A 20933-nucleotide genomic window follows, 5' to 3' on the forward strand; every position below is an offset into this window, starting at 1 on the left:
GGCCTTTCCGAATCGCGAAAGAAAAGCGATTACTTTTGCGCCGGACGGGTGCCGACGACTTCGATTTCAACGCGACGGTTTTTGGCGCGGCCTTCTTCCGTCTTGTTGTCGGCGATCGGCTGCTTCTTGCCCTTGCCTTCGGTGTAGATGCGGTTGGTTTCGACACCCTTGCCGATCAGATAGGCCTTGACGGCATCTGCGCGACGGACCGACAGCTTCTGGTTGTAGGCATCGGTGCCGACCGAGTCGGTATGGCCAACGGCGATGATGACTTCGAGGTTGACACCCTTCAGCTTGCTGACGAGGTCATCAAGCTTGGCCTTGCCTTCGGGCTTGAGGACGGCCTTGTCAAAGTCGAAGAAGGCGTCGGCGGCGTAAGTGACCTTCTCGTTAGTCGGTGCGGCGGGCGCGACGACGGCCGGCTTCGCGGCGGGCGCGGGGGCCGGGGGCGCGACAGGCGCCGGGGCAGGCGCGGCTGCGGCCGCCTTAGGCACGAGGTCCGGATCGCAATCCGCGGTGGCCTGATCCTTCGACCAGGCAGCGGTGCGCCAGCACAGGCCGGCACCACTCTTGACGACGTCGCCGGTGGCGCTCTTGGCGTAGCCGGATTCAGGCTTGCCAACGGTACCGCACGCCGAAAGCGCGGCAACGGTGGAGATGACTGCCGCCAGCTTCAACGACTTCTTCATGTTGTTCCTCTCAAGTTATCCGTTGCGGAATGCCCCTCGGGCGCTGATTCCGGGTATTGAAACTGCCTGACATTGTGCAAGCGTTGCAATGTCGTTTTGTGGCATTGCGCTTTACGAGGGTGTCCCTGTAAGACTCTTTTGATTCTGCCATACGGCTTTTGACGGCTTCGGAGCGTGCCAAGTAACCAAAAGCTGCTGTAGCGCTTCAACAACAAGACTGATCTCGGACTCAGTGGCGACCCCGATAGCGTCTTCGGATTATGACTGCCGTGGTCGGTGAAGCCGGGGGCTCGCGTGGTAAAATCGCCGATCTTTCAACGGCTTAACGGGCCGTATTGCGGCGCGAATTCTTCCTGTCACGCGTTAACCGAAACGCAAGTGAATTGACGCATGGACGTTTTCTCGGCGCGGCACTCGCCCGGCAAATTACCTCGACGGCATGGACCAATTCGCCAAAGAAACCTTGCCTGTATCGCTAGAAGAAGAAATGCGACGCAGCTACCTCGATTACGCGATGAGCGTGATCGTGGGGCGCGCGCTTCCGGATGTGCGTGACGGTCTCAAGCCGGTGCACCGCCGCATCCTCTACGCGATGCATGACATGAACAACCATTACAACCGCCCTTACGTGAAGTGCGGTCGCGTGGTTGGCGAGGTGCTCGGCAAGTACCACCCGCACGGCGACCAGTCGATCTATGACGCGCTGGTGCGCATGGCGCAGGACTTCTCGCTGCGCTACACGCTCGTCGATGGCCAGGGCAACTTCGGTTCGATCGACGGCGACAACGCGGCGGCCATGCGCTACACGGAGTGCCGTCTCGACAAGATCTCGGCCGAGATGCTGGCCGACATCGAGAAGGAAACCATCGACTGGCAGGACAACTACGACGGCAAGGAAAAGGAGCCGGTCGCGCTGCCGGCGCGCCTGCCCAACCTGCTCATCAACGGTTCGGGTGGCATCGCGGTCGGCATGGCGACGAACGTGCCGCCGCACAACCTGAGCGATACCGTCGATGCCTGCCTGCATGCGCTGCGTAATCCGGAGTGCTCGGTCGATGAGCTCATCGAGATCATCAAGGCGCCGGACTTCCCGACGGCGGGGATCATCTTTGGTTTGAACGGGGTGCGCGAGGGCTATCGCACCGGCAAGGGGCGCGTGGTGATGCGCGCCCGCGCGCACTTCGAGGACATCGAGCGCGGCAATGGCCGGCAGGCGATCATCGTCGACGAGATCCCCTACCAGGTGAACAAGAAGAGCCTGCTCGAACGCATGGCCGAGCTGGTCAACGAGAAGAAGATCGAGGGCATCTCCGAGATCCGCGACGAGTCCGACAAGTCGGGCATGCGCGTGGTGATCGAACTCAAGCGCGGCGAAGTGTCGGAGATCGTCCTCAACAATCTCTACAAGAACACGCAGCTGCAGGACAGCTTCGGCATGAACCTCGTCGCGCTGGTCGACGGGCAGCCCAAGCTGTGCAACCTGCGCGAGCTGGTCGTGGCCTTCCTCGGCCATCGGCGCGAGGTGGTGACGCGGCGCACGGTGTTCGAGCTGCGCGAGGCGCGCAAGCGCGGCCATGTGCTGGAAGGTCTGGCGGTGGCGCTGGCCAACATCGACGAGTTCATCGCGATCATCAAGGCGAGCCCGACGCCGCCGATCGCCAAGACCGAGCTGATGTCGCGCCACTGGGATTCGTCGCTGGTGCGCGAGATGCTGTCGCGCACCGAGGGCGGCGCGGAGCTGTACCGGCCCGAAGGGCTCGACGCGCAGTTCGGCCTGCAAGGCACGGGCCTCTATCGCCTGAGCGAGGAGCAGACCGAGCAGATCCTCCAGATGCGACTGCAACGCCTGACGGGCCTTGAGCAGGACAAGATCATCGGCGAGTACCGCGAGGTGATGGCCGTGATCGCCGACCTGCTCGACATCCTCGCCAGGCCCGAGCGCATCACGCAGATCATTTCGGATGAGCTCTCCAAGCTGAAGGCCGACTTCGGCGACGCGCGCCGCAGCGAGATCGTGATCGACGCGACCGACCTGAGCGACGAGGATCTCATCACGCCGACCGACATGGTCGTCACGCTCTCGCACGGTGGCTACATCAAGAGCCAGCCGCTGTCGGAATACCGCGCGCAGAAGCGCGGCGGGCGCGGCAAGCAGGCCACGGCGATGAAGGAGGACGACTGGATCGACCAGCTGTTCATCGCCAACACGCACGACACCATCCTCTGCTTCAGCAACCGTGGGCGCATGTACTGGCTCAAGGTGTACGAGGTGCCGCAGGGTTCGCGCAATTCGCGTGGCAAGCCGATTGTCAACATGTTCCCGCTGCAGGAAGGCGAGAAGATCAACGTCGTGCTGCCGATCAAGCAGTACGACGCCGACCATTACGTGTTCATGGCGACCGCCGGCGGCACGGTCAAGAAGACGCCGCTCACCGATTTCAGCAACCCGCGCAAGGCCGGGATCATCGCGGTCGATCTCGACGAGGGCGACTACCTCATCGGCGCGGCGATCACCGACGGCAAGCATGACGTGATGCTGTTCTCCGACGCTGGCAAGGCCGTGCGCTTCGACGAGAACGACGTGCGCCCGATGGGCCGCAACGCGCGCGGCGTGCGTGGCATGAACCTGGAGGAGGGCCAGTCGGTCATCGCGCTTCTCGTGGCAGAAGATGAACTTCAAAGCGTTCTTACCGCCACCGAGAACGGCTTCGGCAAGCGCACGCCCATCACCGAGTACACGCGCCACGGCCGCGGCACGAAGGGGATGATCGCGATCCAGACCAGCGAGCGGAACGGCAAGGTCGTGGCGGCGACGCTGGTGCACACCGATGACGAGATCATGCTCATCACGACCGGCGGCGTGCTCATCCGCACCCGCGTGGCCGAGGTGCGCGAGATGGGTCGCGCCACGCAAGGCGTGACGCTCATCAGCGTGGACGACGGGTCCAAGCTCTCGGGCCTGCAACGCATCATCGACGCCGAAGGCGCGGCCGATGCGGCGGATGGCGAGGCCGACGGCGGCGAGGCGCCCGAGGCATGAGGCGCGCCGCCCGTGCCCTGACGCTGGCGCTGCTCGTGGCGTGCGCGGGCGCGCGGGCCGAGCCGGTCACGATCGACGACATCGCGCCCGAGGTGGTCGAGGCGGTGCGCGCCACCGGCCTTGTCGGCGCCGGACTGCCGGTGCGTGGCTTCACCTGGAAGCTGGAACAGCGCCGGCCCTTCCGCGGGCCGCGCACCACGGTCGAGACGCTCACCGCGTCGGCCGATGGCGCGAGCCCGGCGCAATCCGAGACCACGCTGCCGGATGGCCGCATGGAGTATTCCGAGTACCTGAGCGTGCGCGGCCTGCTGCGGCTGGGGCCGAACGACAAGACGCTCGGCATCACGGCGAGCGGCCTCGCGCTGCCGCTCGTGCCGGGGCGCCAGTTCAAGCTCAGCGGCGAGCGCGACGGGATGGTGCTCGACCAAGCCTGCACCGCGCGCTCGCGCGTGCCGGCCACGCAGTTGCATGAATCGCTGCCGGGCGACGCGGTACTCATCGATTGCGCGGGCGAGGGCAAGTACCGCGGGCTCACGGCCCAGGTCACGTCCGAAGTGGTGTGGCTCGCCAAGCTCAACGTGTTTCTCGACCGGCATGACGTGTTCGACTCGCCGCTCGGGCGCTTCGAGTTCAGCCGCGCGGTACTCGATTTCAGGTTCAACGACTAAGCAGGAAGGCAGGGCGCCATGACGCGCGCATTCAACTTCGCGGCCGGTCCGGCCACGCTCCCCCTTGAAGTGCTCCAGCAGGCCCAGGCCGAGATGCTCGAATGGCAGGGCACGGGCTGCTCGGTGATGGAGGTGTCGCACCGGGGCAAGCAGTTCGAGGCGTGCAATGCCGAGGCCGAGCAGGATCTGCGCGACCTGCTCGCGATCCCGTCGAATTACAAGGTGCTGTTCCTGCAGGGCGGCGCGTCGATGCAATGGGCGCAGTTCCTGTTCAACCTGTGCGGCAGCAATCCGAACGGCGACTACATCCTCACCGGCGAATGGACCAACCGCGCCGTGGCCGAGGCGCGCAAGCTGCTCCCGCTCTGGGGCGGCAGCGTCAACATCGTCGCGTCGAGCGAGGACCGCAACTACAGCTACATCCCCGACGAGGGCAGCTGGAAGCGCCGCAAGGATGCGAACTTCCTGCACATCTGCTCCAACGAAACGATCCAGGGCCTCGAATACAACTTCATCCCCGAGCAGCTCGGCGACGTGACGCTCGTGGCCGACATGAGCTCGCACATCGTGAGCCGGCCGGTGGACGTGTCGCGCTACGGCCTGATCTACGCCGGCGCGCAGAAGAACATCGGCCCGGCGGGCATCACCATCGTGATCGTGCGCGACGACCTGATCGGCAAGGCGCGCCCCGACACGCCGCGCATGTTCGACTACAAGCTGATGGCCGATAACCATTCGCTGCTCAACACGCCGCCGACCTTCGGCATCTACCTCGCCGGGCTTGTGTTCAAGTGGCTCAAGCGCCAGGGCGGCGTCGAGGCGATCGAGCGGAAGAACATCGCCAAGGCCGAGCTGCTGTACGGCTATCTCGATTCGCAGGACTTTTATTACGCGCCGGTCGAGAAGGGCTCGCGCTCGCGCATGAACGTGCCGTTCCGCCTGAAGGACGAGTCGCTCAACGCGAAGTTCCTGGCCGAGACCGAGGCCGCCGGCCTGGTCGCGCTCAAGGGCCACAAGGCGGTCGGCGGCATGCGCGCCAGCATCTACAACGCGATGCCGATGGAAGGCGTGCAGGCGCTGGTCGCCTTCATGCGCGACTTCGCGGCCCGCAACGGCTGATGTTCCGCGCGGCGCCCGAGGCAGGGCGCCGCCGTCGCACAATCGCCGGCCCCGCCGCACGGCCGGCACTTCGCCGGCCACCCGCCGATCCGCCTCATTTCCCCCGACGGCCCATGACCGACAACGCCCAACCGACGCCCTCGCTCGATGCCGAGCTCAAGCCGCTGCGCGACCGCATCGACACGCTCGACCAGACCATCATCCAGCTGCTCAACGAGCGCGCCGGCGTGGCGATGGAAGTGGGCGAGGTGAAGAAGCGCTACCACGCGCCGGCCTTCCGCCCCGAGCGCGAGGCCGAGGTGCTGCGCAAGATCGTGGCCGGCAATCCCGGCCCGCTGCGCGGCGACAGCCTGCACTTCATCTACCGCGAAATCATGAGCGCCTGTCGCGCGCTCGAGAACACGACGCGCGTGGCCTTTCTCGGGCCGGTCGGCACCTTCAGCGAGGCGGCGGCCTTCGCGGCCTTCGGCAAGAGCGTCGAGGGCCAGCCCTGCGCGAGCATCGACGAGGTGTTCCGCGCAACAGAGGCCGGCACGGCCGACTTCGGCGTCGTGCCGGTGGAAAACAGCACCGAGGGCGTCGTCAACCGCACGCTCGATCTGCTGCTCCACACGCCGCTGCGCATCTCGGGCGAAGTCGAGATCCCGGTGCATCACAACCTGATGACGCGCAGTGGGAACATGGACGGCGTCACCCGCATCTGCGCCCACGCGCAAGCGCTTGCACAGTGCGCGACCTGGCTCAGCACGCATTACCCCGAGATCGAGCGCACGCCGGTCGCGAGCAATGCCGAGGCGGCCCGCATGGCGCGCGATGACGCGACGGTGGCCGGCGTGGCGAGCGCGGCGGCGGCGACCAATTTCGGCGTCCACATCGTCGCGCGCAACATCCAGGACGACCCGCACAACAGCACGCGCTTCGCCGTCATCGGCACGCTCGACACCGCGCCCTCGGGCCGCGACCAGACCTCGCTCGTCGTCAGCACGCCCAATGTGCCGGGCGCCGTCCACAAGCTGCTGGAACCGCTGGCGCGCAACGAGGTCTCGATGACGCGCTTCGAATCGCGCCCCAACCGCACGCGCGTCGGCACCGGCGTCTGGACCTACTACTTCTACATCGACATCGAGGGCCATCAGCGCGATCCGAAGGTCGCCGCGGCCCTGGCCGAACTGCGCGAGCTCTGCGCCTTCTTCAAGGTGCTCGGCTCCTATCCGCTTACCTGATGCACGCTATGAGCAATCAACTGAACGTCCCTGTCCCGGCCTACATCAAGGCCATCGCGCCCTATGTGGGCGGCCGCCCGATCGCCGAGGTGGCGCGTGAGTTCGGGCTGGACGAAGCCAAGATCGTCAAGCTCGCGAGCAACGAGAATCCGCTCGGCTTTCCGGCGTCGGCCGAGCGCGCGATGCAGAAGGCCGTGGCCGATCTGGCGCGCTATCCGGACGGTAATGCGCATGACCTCAAGGCCGGCCTCGCGCGCCGCTTCGGCGTGCCGATGGACTGGATCACGCTCGGCGCGGGCAGCAACGACATCCTCATCCTCGCGGCGCATGCCTTCATGCAGCCGGGCGCGTCGGCGGTGTACGCGAAGCACAGCTTCGTCGTGTATGCGCTCGCGACGCAGGAGACGGGCGGGCGCGCGATCGTCGTGCCGGCCACGGCCGACTTCGGCCACGACCTGCCGGCGATGCTCGCGGCGATCGAGGCCGACACGCGCATCGTCTATCTGGCCAACCCCAACAACCCGACCGGCACCTTCCTGCCGCCGGCCGAGATCGATGTCTTCCTCGCGAAGGTGCCGTCGAACGTCGTCGTCGTGCTCGACGAGGCCTACAACGAATACCTCGCGCCCGAGCTGCGCTTCGACTCGACCGACTGGGTGCGGCGCTTCCCCAATCTCATCGTGTCGCGCACCTTCAGCAAGGCCTACGGCCTCGCGGGCCTGCGCGTGGGCTATGCGATCGCGCAGCCGGAAGTGACCGATCTGCTCAACCGCATCCGCCAGCCGTTCAACGTCAACACGCTCGCGCAAGCGGCGGCGCTCGCCGTGATCGACGACGCCGACTTCCTGCAACGCAGCTACGAGGTGAACCGCGCGGGCTACGGCCAGCTCACGGCCGCGTTCGAGAAGCTCGGCCTGCGGTACGTGCCGTCCTACGGCAACTTCGTCCTCGTGAAGGTGGGCGAGGATGCGGGCGCTGGCGCTCGCGTGAATCTGGCGCTGCTCAAGCGCGGGATCATCGTGCGGCCGGTCGGCAACTACGACCTGCCCGAATGGCTGCGCGTGAGCATCGGTCTGCCCGAGGAGAACGCCGCCTTCATCGCGGCGCTGGAGGCGGTGCTCGAGGGCTGACGACAGGCGCCGGATCGGCCTTTGCTTTTGCCGGCGAAGGCTAGGCGGGCTTGCCGGTATCCCCGTCATGGCGCGCCGGTTCTGGCGCTCAGTCACAATCGCGGGTTTTCGACGGCGGCCGGGCATGTCCCGGCCGCTTTTCTTGTCGCCGCCGGGCACGTGCCGGGCGGTTTCATCCAACGGATTTCGGCATGTTCGAACGGGTCGCGGTATTCGGTGTCGGGCTCATCGGCGGCAGCTTCGCGCTCGCGCTCGACCGCATCAACGGCGCGCGCCGCATCGTCGGCGTCGGGCGCAACTCGCCGTCGTCACGCGCCAATCTGGAGCGCGCGCTGCAGCTCGGCGTCATCGACGAGATCGCGCGCGACGAGGAAGAGGCGTTGCGCGGCACCGATCTCGTGATGCTCGCCGCGCCCGTGCAGCAGACCGAGGCGCTGCTCGCCGCCATCCAGCCCCACCTCACGCTGCACGCCATCGTCACCGACGCCGGCAGCACCAAGCAGAACGTGGTCGAGGCGGCGCAGCGCGCGCTCGGCGGCAAGTTCCCGCAGTTCGTGCCGGGCCATCCGATCGCGGGCAAGGAAAACTCCGGCGTCGAGGCGGCCGAGGCGACGCTCTACGACGGCAAGCGCTGCATCCTCACGCCGCTGTCCGATACCGCCGGCCACGCCTTCGAGCGCGTGCGCGACATGTGGACGGCCTGCGGCGCGGTGGTGAGTTCGATGGACCCGGCGCAGCACGACCGCGTGTTCGCCTCGGTCAGCCATCTGCCGCATCTGCTGGCCTTCGCGCTGGTGGCGGCGATCGCGCGCGAGGACGACGCGGCCGTGAAGTTCGCGCATGCGGGTGGCGGCTTCCGCGACTTCACGCGCATCGCGGCCAGCTCGCCCGAGATGTGGCGCGACATCTGTCTGGCCAACAAGCCGGCGCTGCTGCGCGAGCTGACGGCCTTCGAGCAGGAGGTCGCGCTGCTGCGCCGGCTCATCAACGACGGCGACGCCGATGCCGTCCAGCGCGAATTCGCGCGGGCGCGCGAAATCCGCGGCGCCCTGAGGTTCTGAAAGAGGTTCTGCAATGACGACCCAACGTCGTGCCCACATCGACCTCGGCGTGCAGCCGGCGGTGGCGGGCACCTATGCGCTGCCCGGCAGCAAGAGCATTTCCAACCGCGTGCTGCTGCTCGCGGCGCTGGCCGAGGGCGAGACGCTCGTCGATGACCTGCTCGATTCCGACGACACGCGCGTGATGCGTGGCGCGCTCGAAGCGCTCGGCGTCGGGCTCCTGCCCGAGGGCGAGTCGCTGCGCGTGGCCGGCTGCGGCGGGCGCTTCCCGACGCTCAGGGCCGATCTGTTCGTCGGCAATTCGGGCCTGAGCATCCGCACGCTGGTGCCGGCGATCGCGGCCGTGCTCGGCAGCGCCGGCGGCGCGGGCGACGTGGTGTCGCTCGCCGGCATCGCGCGCATGCACGAGCGGCCGATCGGCGATCTGGTCGATGGCCTGTCCCAGCTCGGCGCGAAGGTGGAATGGCTCGGCACGCCGGGCTATCCGCCGCTCGCGCTGCATCCGGCGCCGCTCACCGCAGACCGCGTGAGCGTGCGCGGCAATGTGTCGAGCCAGTTCCTGACCGGGCTGCTCCAGGCCGCGCCGCTGGTGGCGCGTGACAAGCCGCTGGTGATCGAGGTCGAGGGCGAGCTGATCAGCAAGCCCTATGTGCACATCACGATCAGCCTCATGAAGCGCTTCGGCGTCGAGGTGGCGCAGGACGGCTGGCAGCGCTTCACCGTGGCGCCGGGCCAGGGCTATCGCTCGCCGGGGCGCATTTCCGTCGAAGGTGATGCCTCTACCGCGAGCTACTTCCTCGCGGCCGGCGCGCTCGGCGGCGGGCCGGTGCGCGTGACCGGCGCGGGCCGCGACAGCATCCAGGGCGATGTGCGCTTCGCCGACGCGCTCGCCGCGATGGGCGCGCGCATCAGCTGGGGCGACGACTGGATCGAGGCCGCCGCGCCCGAGGGCGGGCTGACGGGCGTCGATCTCGACTGCAACCACATCCCCGACGCCGCGATGACGCTGGCCGTGTGCGCGCTGTCGGCCGCCGGCCCGACCACGCTGCGCAACATCGGTTCGTGGCGTGTAAAGGAAACCGACCGCATCGCCGCCGTGGCCGCCGAATGCCGCAAGCTCGGCGCGACGGTGGAGGAGGGCGCCGACTGGATCCGCGTGACGCCGCCCGTCGCCCTGAGCACTGCCGAAATCCATACCTACGACGACCACCGCATGGCGATGGCCTTCTCGCTCGCCACGCTGGGCGCGCGCGGCGTGCCGTTGCGCATCCTCGATCCGGATTGCGTCGCCAAGACCTTCCCGGGCTATTTCGACGTCTTCACGCGCCTCGGCGCCGCATCGGCATGAACGTTCCTGTCATCACCATCGACGGCCCGACCGCGTCGGGCAAGGGCACGGTCGCGGTGCGCGTGGGCGAGGCGCTTGGCTTCCATGTGCTCGATTCGGGCGCGATGTACCGGCTCGTCGCGCTGTCGGCCATCCGCTCGGGTGTCGCGCACGACGACGAGGCGGCGCTCGCGGCGCTGGCCGAGTCGCTGCCGGCGCGCTTCGTCGGCGATCGCATCCTGCTCGGCGCTGTCGATGCGACCGACCTCATTCGCCAGGAAGCGGTCGGCAATCTCGCGTCGAAGGTGGCCGTGTTTCCGGCCGTGCGCGACGCGCTGCTCGCGCGCCAGCGGGCCTTCCGCACCGCGCCGGGACTGGTCGCCGACGGGCGCGACATGGGCACGGTCGTGTTCCCGGATGCGCCGCTCAAGGTATTCCTCACCGCCAGCGTGGAGTCGCGGGCGTGGCGCAGGCATAAGCAATTGATTGACAAGGGCTTTCCGGCTAATATCGACGACCTTCGGAAAGACCTCGCGGAACGCGACGCGCGCGACACCCAGCGCCGCAACGCACCACTCAGGCCGGCCGAAGATGCCCTTCACCTCGATTCGTCGGACATGCCGGTTGCGGATGTCGTCGGCGCGATCCTCGGGCGATGGACGCAGATTCAGGCCGCATGCGGCGCCGGCACGGTCGACGCACCGCAGGCGGGCTGAACGCAGGATTCGCCGTGCCGGCCCTAGGCCGACGCGGCAAGCGCCCCGATGGCAACGCGGTCGGAGCGAAGCAGTACCCCGAAGCGACGAGAGTCGCGACGGATCGGCGGTCGGTCGCAGGTGCGCCCGGCCATTTCCCAACCAACTTTTTCCGGTGCCGGTTCCTTCCCCGCCACGAGGCGAGGCAACAACCGGGACTGCAGCACCGCCAAAAGCTTCCCCTACAACCCCATTCCATGACTGACCAGAACTTGGCTGAAGAATCCTTTGCCGCACTGTTTGAAGAAAGCCTGTCCAAGCAGGAGATGCGTGCCGGCGAAGTGATCACCGCCGAAGTGCTGCGTGTCGATTACAACTTCGTTGTCGTCAACGCCGGCCTCAAGTCCGAATCGTTCATCAACATCGATGAGTTCAAGAACGATCAGGGCGAAATCGACGTGCAACCGGGCGACTTCGTCTCGGTCGCAATCGACTCCCTCGAGAACGGCTACGGCGACACGATCCTGTCGCGTGACAAGGCCAAGCGCCTCGCCTCGTGGCTGTTCCTGGAACAAGCCCTCGAAACCGGCGACCTCGTCACCGGCACGATCACCGGCAAGGTGAAGGGCGGCCTGACCGTCATGGTCAATGGCATCCGTGCCTTCCTGCCGGGTTCGCTGGTCGACACCCGTCCGGTCAAGGACACGACCCCGTACGAAGGCAAGACCCTCGAATTCAAGGTCATCAAGCTCGATCGCAAGCGCAACAACGTCGTGCTGTCGCGTCGTGCCGTCGTCGAGGCCTCGCAAGGTGAAGAGCGCGCCAAGCTGCTCGAAACCCTCAAGGAAGGCGCGATCGTCAAGGGCGTCGTCAAGAACATCACCGACTACGGCGCGTTCGTCGACCTCGGCGGTATCGACGGTCTGCTGCACATCACCGACCTGGCCTGGCGCCGTGTCCGCCACCCGAGCGAAGTGCTCCAGGTGGGTCAGGAAGTCACCGCCAAGGTCCTCAAGTTCGACCAGGAAAAGAACCGCGTCTCGCTGGGCGTCAAGCAGCTGGGCGATGACCCGTGGATTGGTCTGGCCCGTCGCTACCCGCAAGGCACCCGCCTGTTCGGTCGCGTGACCAACCTGACCGACTACGGCGCGTTCGTCGAGATCGAAGCCGGCATCGAAGGTCTGGTGCACGTCTCCGAAATGGACTGGACGAACAAGAACATCGCCCCCAACAAGGTGGTTCAGCTCGGCGACGAAGTCGAAGTCATGGTGCTGGAAATCGACGAAGACCGTCGCCGCATCAGCCTCGGCATGAAGCAGTGCAAGGCCAACCCGTGGGACGAGTTCTCGGCCAACCACAAGAAGGGCGACCGTGTGAAGGGCGCGATCAAGTCGATCACCGACTTCGGCGTGTTCATCGGCCTGTCGGGCGGCATCGACGGTCTGGTGCACCTGTCGGACCTGTCGTGGAACGAGTCGGGCGAAGACGCTGTCCGCAAGTTCAAGAAGGGCGACGAAGTCGAGGCGATCGTTCTGGCGATCGACACAGATCGCGAACGCATCTCGCTGGGCGTCAAGCAGCTCGAAGGCGACCCGTTCAACAACTTCGCCTCGACCCACGAAAAGGGTTCGGTCATCAGCGGCACGATCAAGGCCGTCGATGCGAAGGGCGCGGTGGTTGACGTCGGTGGCGATGTCGAAGCCTATCTGCGTGCCTCCGAAATCAGCCGCGATCGCGTCGAAGACGCCCGCAACGTGCTGAAGGAAGGTGACGCGGTCACGGCGATGATCATCAACGTCGATCGCAAGACCCGCAGCCTGCAACTGTCGATCAAGGCCAAGGATTCGGCCGAGACCGCCGACGCGATGCAGCGCATGAACGAGACGGGCGCTGCCTCGGGCACGACCAACCTCGGCGCCCTGCTGAAGGCCAAGCTGAGCGAAAACCGCTGATCCGCTGATCACGGTTTGAACTAGCCACAAGGGGCGGGAGCGATCCCGCCCTTTTTCTTGAAGAACGCATGACCAAGTCCGAACTCATCGAACGTCTGGCCGAACGCTATCCGCAGCTTGTCGCGCGGGATGCCGATTTCGCGGTCAAGACGATGCTCGACGCGATGGCGGAAACGCTCGCGGCGGGTCATCGCATCGAGATTCGCGGCTTCGGGAGCTTTTCGCTCAACCAGCGTCCGCCGCGTGTGGGACGCAATCCGAAGTCGGGGCAGAAGGTAGAAGTCCCGGCCAAGCGGGTGCCGCATTTCAAGGCCGGCAAGGAGTTGCGCGAACGCGTCGACGACAAGGTGGGCACGCCCATCATCGACACCGACCGCGGCAACGACGGCGACTGAGCCCGACCCCCTCCCTTATCATCCGCGCCTGACCAAGCACTCCGGGCCAAGAAGCCAAGCGCATGCGAATACTCGTCTGGGTCCTGCGGATCGTCCTGTTCCTCGTCTTCGTGATGTTCGCGGTCATCAATACCGCGCCAACGACGCTCAATCTCCTCGTGCTGCACTGGACCGCGCCGGTCGCGCTGGTGGCACTGGCCTTCTTTCTCGTGGGCGTGGTGGTCGGCGCGATGCTGACGCTGCCCTATGTCTTCCGGCGTCGTGCCGAGTCGCGCCGACCCGAGTCGATCGCACCGGCCACGGTGGCGCCCGCCACCTCGCCAGAGCCGCCTCGACTCGGCTGATCCGGAACCCGTCATGGATGCCCAACAACTTCTGCTGCTGGCGGTGCCGGCGGCCTTCATCGCGTTCGGGCTGGGCTGGCTCGCGGCGCGCGTCGACATCAAGCATCTGATCGAAGGCTCGAAGTCGCTGCCGCGCTCCTACTTTCGCGGCCTCAACTTCCTGCTCAACGAGCAACCCGACCGCGCCATCGACAGCTTCATCGAGGCGGTGCAGGGCGATCCCGAGACGGTCGAGCTGCACTTCACGCTCGGCGCGATGTTCCGCCGCCGGGGCGAGACCGAGCGCGCGATCCGCATCCACCAGAGCCTGCTCGACCGCGCGGACCTGGCCCAGGCCGACCGCGACAAGGCGCTGCTCGAACTCGGCCGCGACTTCCTCAAGGCCGGCATGTTCGATCGCGCCGAAGACGCCTTCCAGAAGCTGCGCGGCTCGTCGGTCGAGGCGGAGGCGCTGCGTGACCTGCTCGACATCTTCGAGATCGAGAAGGAATGGGTGAAGGCGATCGACTGCGCGCGCGAACTGGAAATGCGCGCCGGCGCCGACATGACCGGCCGCATCGCCCACTACCACTGCGAGCTGGCCCAGTTCGCGATCATGCAGTCGCGCTTCGACGAGGCTGGCCGCGAGATCTCCGCGGCGTTTGCCGCGATGCGGCACAGCGTGCGTGCCGGCATCCTCGCCGGCGAACTCGCGCTCGCGGCCGGCGATGTGGAGGACGCGATTGCTGCCTGGGCCGCGCTCGGCCGGCAGAACCCGCATCACGTCGCGCTGGTGGCCGAGAAGCTGATGGCCGCCTACAAGCGCCTCGGTCGCGACGACGATGGCCTGCGCATGCTCGAAGGCTCGCTCGCGCAATCGGCGTCGTATGACGTGCTGGTGATCGTCGCGCGCGAGACCCTGGCGCGCGAAGGCGCCGATGCCGCCTTCGCGCTGCTGCTGCGCGAACTGCGCCGCAGCCCGACGCTGATCGGTCTGGAGCAGCTGGTGCAGGCGCGGTTCGCCCAGATGCCGGCCGACCTCGCCGGCGAGCTCGACATCGTCAAGACCCTGCTTCACCACCAGACACGCCGTCTGTCGCGCTACGTCTGCACCCGCTGCGGCTTCAAGTCGAGCCGCCACCACTGGCATTGCCCGGGTTGCCGCAACTGGGACAGCTACCCGCCGCGGCGCGCCGAAGAACTCGACATCACCTCCTGACCGGCACGGGCCGCATGGCCCGGCGCGGTCTCAGCCGGAGCTTTCCGCATGAGCCTCATCATCACCGGCGCCGCCGGTTTCATCGGCAGCAACCTCGTCCGCCACTACAACGCGCGCGGCATCACCGACATCATCGTCGTCGACGATCTCACGGCCGGCGACAAGTTCGTCAACCTGCGCGACTGCCAGATCGCCGACTACTTCGACTACCGCGACTTTCTGCCGCGACTCGAAGCCGGCCAGTTCCCGCGAATCGAGGGTGTGCTCCACCAGGGTGCCTGCTCCGACACGATGAATCACGACGGGCATTTCATGCTTGACGTGAACTACCGCTACTCGCGCCGCCTGTTCGAGTGGTGCCAGGCCAAGCGCGTGCCGCTCATCTACGCCTCGTCCGCCGCGACCTACGGGCCGGCCACGGTGTTCGTCGAATCGCCGGAGAACGAGAAGCCGCTCAACGTCTACGGCTACTCGAAGCTGCTGTTCGACCAGATCGTGCGGCGTGCGGCTAGCTCGCTCACGGCGCCGGTCGTGGGGCTGCGCTACTTCAACGTCTACGGCCCGCGTGAGCAGCACAAGGGACGCATGGCATCGGTGGCCTTCCACAACTTCAACCAGTTCCGCGCAGAAGGACATGTGCGCCTGTTCGAGGGCTCGCACGGCTATCCCGACGGCGGGCAGGAGCGCGATTTCGTCTATGTGGACGATGTGTGCGCGGTCAATGCCTTCTTCCTCGACCGTGCGAGCGAGCGGCAGGTCTACGCGATCGTCAACTGCGGCAGCGGGCGCGCCCAGCCGTTCAATGACGTGGCGTCGTCGGTTGTCAACGCAATCCGCGAGTCCGAAGGCCGGGCCGCGCTGGCCCTGCCGGAACTGGTGGCCGGTGGCCAGTTGCGCTACCAGCCCTTCCCCGAGGCGCTCAAGGGCAAGTATCAGGCGCACACCCAGGCCGACCTCACGAACCTGCGCGCCGCCGGCTACAAGGCGCCCTTCCTGAGCGTGGAAGAGGGCGTGCGGCGCTACGTGAAGACGCTGCTCGCCGGCTGAGCTGAGTTCCCGGGGCGATCCCGACGGGCGGTCGCGGCGAAGGGGGCGCCAGTGGGCGGCGGGCGTGCCGGCCGGCCTCGCATGGCGCGGATTTCACGGCTTGCTTCGTCCTTGAGAGGACTCAGTGGCGGCGCCGCGCGCGACGCTTCGCCGTTTACAGCAAACGGTCGGAGCCTCGCATGATGAATTCGCGCTTCAGTCCCGACGGCGGCCTGCCGTCATTCCCGGAAACCGGCGGATGCGTCCGCCGCCTCATTTCCGGGAGCTTCAAAATGCTTAAACGCATGCTGATGATCAGCGTCACCTCGCTCGCCGTCTGGCACGGCGCGACGGCGGTGGACCTGAACGCGGCGACACAGGCCGAACTCGAATCCGCGCGCGGCATCGGCCCGAGCAAGGCCGCGCTGATCCTCAAGGAGCGCGAGGCCCACGGACCGTTCCGTTCCTGGGCCGACCTGAGCGCGCGCGTGCCCGGGATCGGCGAGAAGACCGCCGACCAGATGCGTGCTTCAGGCCTGACGCTCACACCGCGCGACGAGCAAGGTGGCAAGTCGGGCGTCTGAGCGGGCCACGGCGGGCTAGCCGCGCCTGCTCATCGCCCTGTTCGCGGGCACCGCGGATCGCAGCGTTGGTGGACCACGGGAGGCGGGCCGGCTCAGCCCGCCGCGCAACCCTTGTTGGCGAGCGCGTCGGCGCGCTCGTTACCCTCGTGGCCGTTGTGGCCGCGCACCCATTCCCAGCGAAGTTCATGGCCGGCGGTGAGCTGATCCAGCTCGCGCCAGAGGTCGGCGTTTTTGACCGGCTCCTTCGAGGCCGTCTTCCAGCCGCGCGCCTTCCAGCCGTGGATCCACTCGCTGATTCCCTTCTGCACGTACTGCGAGTCGGTGAACACCGTCGCCTGGCAGGGACGGGTGAGCGCCTTGAGCGCGCTGATCACGGCGAGCAGTTCCATGCGGTTGTTGGTCGTCAGCGCCTCGCCGCCGAACATCTCCTTCTCGACCCATTCGTCGTCGCGCCGGGTGCGCAGGATCGCGCCCCAGCCACCGCGCCCTGGATTGCCCTTGCAGGCGCCATCGGCATAGATCTCGACCACGGGCTTGCTGCCCGGCATTGCTTGCGTCAAGGCGGAATTCCTTCTTGTTGCTGGCGCCGGCCGGATGGTGCGGCGCCGTCGGTGATGCGGGTCGGTGCGGTCCGGCCCGGAGAAAACATTCGTCCCGCGCGGCGGTCAGGCCGGCGGGTGCTGACGGAGCTTGCGGTCGCGGCGGGCTCATCGCGTCCGCGGCGGGACCGGTCGTCCATCGCGGCGGATCACGGACGCGCACGCTCCGCGACGTTGTCGTCGAGGATCAGGCGCAGGCTGCCCTGGCAGCCACGCGTCGCCGCCGCCAGGCTGGGCGCTGCCTGAGCGCGCGACTTCCACGCGGGCCCGATGATGCGCATGCCGGCCACACGCTTGACCGCGACAATCAGGTACACGCCACCGAACACCGGCCACCAGCGGTCTCCCGCCGGCTCCAGCCAGCGCGTGTGATCGAGCCAGCCCTCGGTGCGCACCGGTGGACGGTAGCAGCCGAAGGCACCGCCCTCGATCTCGAAGTTCAGCAACTTCAGCCAGTCCTTCAGGCGGATCAGGCTCATGAACTGGGCATGGGTGCCGTCAGCCTTGGGCGGCAGCAGGCCGCCGCCGGCCGCGCGTGCGACCATGTGCGACAGCCCCCAGAACGAGAAGGGATTGAAGCCGGTGATGACGATCCGGCCTTCCGGCGCGATCACGCGCTCGACCTCGCGCAGCACCTGATGCGGGTCGGACGAGAAATCGAGCGTGTGCGGCAGAGCGAGCAGGTCGATCGACTGGCTTGCGAATGGCAGGGCCTCGAAGCGGCTTTCGACCAGCGCGCCGCAACGGGTACCGGCCAGCATGCGCCGACCGTCGAAGGCGTTCTCGGCCGTGGCAAAGACGAAGGGCATGCGGTTGGTGCGCAGGCAGTCGAGTTCGGGCAGCCCCAACTGGCCGGCGTTGAAGCCGAAAATGTCGCCCACGCGCATGTCGAACTGATGCTGTTCCCAGGCCAGCAGATAGCGCCCGCGTGCAGAGTCGAAGAAGCGGGCCAGCTCGGTGCTGCCGGGATCGGGCGCGCCGCCGGGCGGACCGGCGCAGCCGCGCGGCTCCATGGCCTGGTCGGGCGCGCCCATGGCCTGATGGGCTAGGCTTGGCCCTTCGAGCCGTAGGCCGGCTCGGGCCGCGCCGTCGCGGTATCGGGAACTGGAAACCAGGAGTCGTTGCATGCTTGCCGTTCACGCCCTGCCGGCGTTTGCCGACAACTATCTCTGGCTGATCGAGGATGGCAGCCGCGCGGCGGTGGTCGATCCGGGCGATGCCGAGGTCGTCCGTCACGCGCTGGCGGAGCGCGGACTCGCGCTGGCGGCGATTCTACTCACGCATCACCACGCCGATCACACCGGCGGCGTGGCCGCGCTGAGCGCCGAGCAGCCTTGCGTCGTGCACGGCCCGGCGGCCGAAGCGATCGCCGGCGTGACCGAGCCGCATGTGGGTGGCGAGCGCTTCGAACTGCTCGGCCAGACGGTCGAGGTGATCTCTGTGCCCGGCCATACGCGCGGCCACATCGCCTATTTCATCCCGCGACTGGCGGCGCTGTTCTGCGGCGACACGCTGTTCGCGGCCGGCTGCGGCCGGCTGTTCGAGGGCACGCCGGCGCAGATGTGGGCCTCGCTGTCGCGGCTCGCACGATTGCCCGGTTCGACCGCCGTGCATTGCGCGCATGAATACACGCTCGGCAACCTGAAGTTTGCGCGCGCGGTAGAACCGGGCAACCGCGTGCTTGCCGAGCGCGAGGCACGGGCGCGGGAGCTGCGCGCCGCCGGTCGGCCGACCTTGCCGTCAAGCATCGCGCTCGAACTCGAAACCAACCCTTTTCTGCGCGCCGCCGATCCGGCGGTGCAGGCGCGCGCCAGCGAGGCCGAGCAACTGCCGGAGGTGGCCCGCCAGTCCGTGAGTTGGGAGGGCCTGACCGGTGCGGAGCGCAGCTTTGCCGTGCTGCGGGCCTGGAAGAATGTGTTTTCCTGATTTCGCGCAGGCAGGCATGGCCGGCGTTTCACGATCCGGCAGGCTGCGTTGACGCTCGGGAAGCAGCCTCGCTAGACTCGCCCCGCTCCTTTCCGGCGGCATTCAGCAGGTCGATCTGCCGCCAATGCGCATCCCGCGCGGGCCTCGCCAGACGCGATGCCTTCCGATCCCTCGCAGTCAGTTACATCAGGAATCCACGCGTGTCCCGTCAACCCCTGCCCGCTGTCCGTCCCCTCGTCCTCAAACTCGCCGGCCTGTTCGTCGGTGGCTGCATCGTCGGCGCGGGCGCATCGGGCGTGGCGCATGCCGAGACGGCGATGGCGGCTGCGACCGGCATCGATGCGGTGGCCGCGGCCCAGGGCGCAGACGCGCACGCGGCGCGAGGCGAGGCGGGGCAGGGCGAGAGCTGGTCGCTGTCGGCGGCCAGCGCGGGCACCGGATTCGTCGCCCAGCCGGGTGGCGCGGCGGGTGCAGGCATGGTGCTGGCACCGTCGTCCGTGGGGGGCGCGGGCGGCGTGCTCGCCACTTCGTTCGACATGGCGCCGCCTGATCTGTGGGAGCGCATCCGGCGCGGTTTCAGCATGCCCGACCTGTCGTCGCAACTGGTCGAGGCGCGCGAGCGCTGGTATGCCGAGCGGCCGCAGCAGGTGCGCCAGACCGCCGAGCGCGCCTCGCGCTATCTGTTCCACATCGTCGACGAGATCGAGCGACGCGGCATGCCGACCGAGATCGCGCTGCTGCCCTTCATCGAGTCGGCCTTCAATCCCCAGGCGCTGTCGCCGGCGGCCGCCTCGGGCATCTGGCAGTTCATTCCGGGCACGGGCAAGACCTTCGGGCTGCGCCAGAACCTGTTCCGCGACGATCGCCGCGACGTGCTCGAAAGCACCCGCGCCGCGCTCGACTACCTGGGCAAGCTGCACGACATGTTCGGCGACTGGCATCTCGCGCTCGCCGCCTACAACTGGGGCGAGGGTGCGGTGCAGCGCGCGATCGAGAAGAACCAGCGCAGGGGCCTGCCGACTGACTACGCGAGCCTCGACATGCCGGCCGAGACGCGCAACTACGTGCCGCGCCTCCAGGCGGTGAAGAACATCGTCGCCAACCCCGGCGAGTTCCGCATCGACCTGCCGCGCATCGACAACGAACGCTATTTCGCGACCGTGCCGGCCACGCGCGACATCGACGTCAACACTGCCGCCCGGCTCGCCGGCATGACGCCGGAAGAGTTCCGCGCGCTCAATCCCTCGTTCAACCGGCCGGTGATCCTGGCCGCGACCGGCGCCCAGATCGTGCTGCCGGTCGATCGCGTCGAGGGCTTCCAGAAGGCGCTCGACGCCGCCGACGGCGCGCTCGCCAACTACACGACGACCACCGTCGGCCGGCGCGAGCGCGTCGAGACCATCGCCTCCCGCTACGGCATGGACCCGATGGCGCTGCGCGCGCTCAACAACATTCCGCGCGGCATGCTGGTGCGTGCCGGCGCCACGCTCATCGTGCCGCGCAACGGCGATTCCGACGCCAACGCCGCCGTGCCCGACGCCGCGCTGCGTGACACCCATGTGGCCTTCGAGCCGGAGATCGTGCCGAGCCGCCGCGTGATGCTCACCGCGCGCCGGGGCGAGACCGTGGCCGAGTTCGCGCGGCGCTCGGGCGTCTCGGTGGCTGACGTGCGGCAGTGGAACAAGCTCGACGCGAACGACAAGCTCAGCGCCGGCCAGCGTCTGGCTGTCTATGTCGAGCAGGCTGGCCGCGAGGCCGTGAAGGTCGCGTCCACGGTGGCAAGCGCAGGTCTGGCCACCGTCACCGGCAAGGGGGCGAAGACGTCCAAGACCGTCGCGGTGGAAAAGGCGACGGTGCTGCATCACGACGCCAACCATGTGCGCGTCGTGGCGCCGGTGCCGGTGCGCCGACGCTGATCCGCCCGGTGGCGCAGCCGCTTGACGCTCCGAACTGACCG

General features: G+C 67.5%; 19 protein-coding genes. 16 read left to right on the forward strand and 3 right to left on the reverse strand.

From position 1 onward, the window contains the following. Window positions 1-29 precede the first annotated feature (29 nt). Entirely contained in the window at window positions 30-689 is a 660-nt protein-coding gene (ompA, locus tag H566_RS0107790; protein WP_028310999.1) for an outer membrane protein OmpA, read from the reverse strand. Between the two features lie 439 nt (window positions 690-1128). On the opposite strand from ompA, the gene gyrA reads away from it, so the two are divergent. The 14 genes from gyrA (at window position 1129) to H566_RS23705 (ending at window position 16451) form a co-directional block, all read left to right on the forward strand. Then, window positions 1129-3729: a DNA gyrase subunit A gene (gyrA, locus tag H566_RS0107795; RefSeq protein ID WP_028311000.1), complete on the forward strand. Its 2601-nt coding sequence runs from the start codon at window positions 1129-1131 to the stop codon at window positions 3727-3729. Continuing rightward, the gene (locus H566_RS0107800; protein WP_028311001.1) at window positions 3726-4397 is read left to right on the forward strand and encodes a hypothetical protein; all 672 of its coding nucleotides are present in this window, start codon (window positions 3726-3728) and stop codon (window positions 4395-4397) included. The genes gyrA and H566_RS0107800 overlap by 4 nt, the downstream gene beginning before the upstream one ends. An 18-nt stretch (window positions 4398-4415) precedes the next feature. Then, entirely contained in the window at window positions 4416-5516 is a 1101-nt protein-coding gene (gene serC / locus H566_RS0107805) for a 3-phosphoserine/phosphohydroxythreonine transaminase (protein WP_028311002.1), read from the forward strand. 113 nt (window positions 5517-5629) lie between these two features. Continuing rightward, window positions 5630-6739: a prephenate dehydratase gene (gene pheA, locus H566_RS0107810; RefSeq protein WP_028311003.1), complete on the forward strand. Its 1110-nt coding sequence runs from the start codon at window positions 5630-5632 to the stop codon at window positions 6737-6739. 8 nt (window positions 6740-6747) lie between these two features. After that, window positions 6748-7869 (forward strand): histidinol-phosphate transaminase, encoded by a 1122-nt coding sequence (hisC, locus tag H566_RS0107815; protein ID WP_028311004.1) that lies wholly within the window; start codon window positions 6748-6750, stop codon window positions 7867-7869. Window positions 7870-8060: 191 nt separating this feature from the next. Continuing rightward, on the forward strand, window positions 8061-8930 hold the full coding sequence (locus H566_RS0107820) for a prephenate dehydrogenase (RefSeq protein WP_028311005.1): 870 nt from the start codon (window positions 8061-8063) through the stop codon (window positions 8928-8930). Between the two features lie 13 nt (window positions 8931-8943). Next, complete coding sequence (gene aroA, locus H566_RS0107825; protein WP_034410976.1) at window positions 8944-10278, forward strand: 3-phosphoshikimate 1-carboxyvinyltransferase; 1335 nt, start codon at window positions 8944-8946, stop codon at window positions 10276-10278. After that, window positions 10275-10973: a (d)CMP kinase gene (cmk, locus tag H566_RS23695; RefSeq protein WP_051378338.1), complete on the forward strand. Its 699-nt coding sequence runs from the start codon at window positions 10275-10277 to the stop codon at window positions 10971-10973. The genes aroA and cmk overlap by 4 nt, the downstream gene beginning before the upstream one ends. Window positions 10974-11209: 236 nt before the next feature. Next, entirely contained in the window at window positions 11210-12904 is a 1695-nt protein-coding gene (rpsA, locus tag H566_RS0107835) for a 30S ribosomal protein S1 (RefSeq protein ID WP_028311007.1), read from the forward strand. Window positions 12905-12972: 68 nt separating this feature from the next. After that, window positions 12973-13299: an integration host factor subunit beta gene (locus tag H566_RS0107840; protein WP_028311008.1), complete on the forward strand. Its 327-nt coding sequence runs from the start codon at window positions 12973-12975 to the stop codon at window positions 13297-13299. A 62-nt stretch (window positions 13300-13361) separates the two neighbouring features. After that, on the forward strand, window positions 13362-13643 hold the full coding sequence (locus H566_RS23700; RefSeq protein ID WP_051378340.1) for a LapA family protein: 282 nt from the start codon (window positions 13362-13364) through the stop codon (window positions 13641-13643). A gap of 13 nt (window positions 13644-13656) precedes the next feature. Continuing rightward, window positions 13657-14841, forward strand: coding sequence for a lipopolysaccharide assembly protein LapB (gene lapB / locus H566_RS0107850; protein ID WP_028311009.1), 1185 nt, complete (start codon window positions 13657-13659; stop codon window positions 14839-14841). Window positions 14842-14889: 48 nt separating this feature from the next. Then, a complete protein-coding gene (gene rfaD / locus H566_RS0107855; RefSeq protein ID WP_028311010.1) occupies window positions 14890-15888 on the forward strand; it encodes an ADP-glyceromanno-heptose 6-epimerase in 999 nt (332 codons plus the stop codon). Between the two features lie 182 nt (window positions 15889-16070). Continuing rightward, window positions 16071-16451 carry a ComEA family DNA-binding protein gene (locus tag H566_RS23705; RefSeq protein WP_169732502.1) on the forward strand — a complete coding sequence of 127 codons (381 nt, stop codon included), beginning with the start codon at window positions 16071-16073 and terminating at the stop codon, window positions 16449-16451. 92 nt (window positions 16452-16543) lie between these two features. Here the strand turns inward: H566_RS23705 and rnhA are convergent, their stop codons facing one another. Both rnhA and H566_RS23710 read right to left on the reverse strand, forming a co-directional pair. Further along, window positions 16544-16999: a ribonuclease HI gene (rnhA, locus tag H566_RS0107865; protein WP_028311011.1), complete on the reverse strand. Its 456-nt coding sequence runs from the start codon at window positions 16997-16999 to the stop codon at window positions 16544-16546. Between the two features lie 200 nt (window positions 17000-17199). Continuing rightward, entirely contained in the window at window positions 17200-18084 is an 885-nt protein-coding gene (locus H566_RS23710) for a class I SAM-dependent methyltransferase (RefSeq protein WP_245591305.1), read from the reverse strand. A gap of 91 nt (window positions 18085-18175) precedes the next feature. Between H566_RS23710 and gloB the strand changes: the two genes are divergently transcribed. Both gloB and H566_RS23715 read left to right on the forward strand, forming a co-directional pair. Beyond that, a complete protein-coding gene (gloB, locus tag H566_RS0107875; protein ID WP_028311012.1) occupies window positions 18176-18976 on the forward strand; it encodes a hydroxyacylglutathione hydrolase in 801 nt (266 codons plus the stop codon). Between the two features lie 200 nt (window positions 18977-19176). Further along, window positions 19177-20892 carry a transglycosylase SLT domain-containing protein gene (locus H566_RS23715; protein ID WP_245591306.1) on the forward strand — a complete coding sequence of 572 codons (1716 nt, stop codon included), beginning with the start codon at window positions 19177-19179 and terminating at the stop codon, window positions 20890-20892. The last annotated feature ends 41 nt before the right edge of the window (window positions 20893-20933 follow it).

Origin of the sequence: Derxia gummosa DSM 723, from assembly GCF_000482785.1 — a bacterium.
GTDB classification, from domain to species: domain Bacteria; phylum Pseudomonadota; class Gammaproteobacteria; order Burkholderiales; family Burkholderiaceae_E; genus Derxia; species Derxia gummosa.

Coding starts and splice junctions, on each gene's coding strand:
- aroA (WP_034410976.1), top strand. CDS start 8,944: ATGACGACCCAACGTCGTGCCCACATCGACCTCGGCGTGCAGCCGGCG.
- H566_RS23710 (WP_245591305.1), bottom strand. CDS start 18,084: ATGGGCGCGCCCGACCAGGCCATGGAGCCGCGCGGCTGCGCCGGTCCG.
- gyrA (WP_028311000.1), top strand. CDS start 1,129: ATGGACCAATTCGCCAAAGAAACCTTGCCTGTATCGCTAGAAGAAGAA.
- H566_RS0107800 (WP_028311001.1), top strand. CDS start 3,726: ATGAGGCGCGCCGCCCGTGCCCTGACGCTGGCGCTGCTCGTGGCGTGC.
- pheA (WP_028311003.1), top strand. CDS start 5,630: ATGACCGACAACGCCCAACCGACGCCCTCGCTCGATGCCGAGCTCAAG.
- ompA (WP_028310999.1), bottom strand. CDS start 689: ATGAAGAAGTCGTTGAAGCTGGCGGCAGTCATCTCCACCGTTGCCGCG.
- H566_RS0107840 (WP_028311008.1), top strand. CDS start 12,973: ATGACCAAGTCCGAACTCATCGAACGTCTGGCCGAACGCTATCCGCAG.
- serC (WP_028311002.1), top strand. CDS start 4,416: ATGACGCGCGCATTCAACTTCGCGGCCGGTCCGGCCACGCTCCCCCTT.
- hisC (WP_028311004.1), top strand. CDS start 6,748: ATGAGCAATCAACTGAACGTCCCTGTCCCGGCCTACATCAAGGCCATC.
- H566_RS0107820 (WP_028311005.1), top strand. CDS start 8,061: ATGTTCGAACGGGTCGCGGTATTCGGTGTCGGGCTCATCGGCGGCAGC.
- rpsA (WP_028311007.1), top strand. CDS start 11,210: ATGACTGACCAGAACTTGGCTGAAGAATCCTTTGCCGCACTGTTTGAA.
- H566_RS23705 (WP_169732502.1), top strand. CDS start 16,071: ATGAATTCGCGCTTCAGTCCCGACGGCGGCCTGCCGTCATTCCCGGAA.
- lapB (WP_028311009.1), top strand. CDS start 13,657: ATGGATGCCCAACAACTTCTGCTGCTGGCGGTGCCGGCGGCCTTCATC.
- rfaD (WP_028311010.1), top strand. CDS start 14,890: ATGAGCCTCATCATCACCGGCGCCGCCGGTTTCATCGGCAGCAACCTC.
- cmk (WP_051378338.1), top strand. CDS start 10,275: ATGAACGTTCCTGTCATCACCATCGACGGCCCGACCGCGTCGGGCAAG.
- rnhA (WP_028311011.1), bottom strand. CDS start 16,999: ATGCCGGGCAGCAAGCCCGTGGTCGAGATCTATGCCGATGGCGCCTGC.
- gloB (WP_028311012.1), top strand. CDS start 18,176: ATGCTTGCCGTTCACGCCCTGCCGGCGTTTGCCGACAACTATCTCTGG.
- H566_RS23700 (WP_051378340.1), top strand. CDS start 13,362: ATGCGAATACTCGTCTGGGTCCTGCGGATCGTCCTGTTCCTCGTCTTC.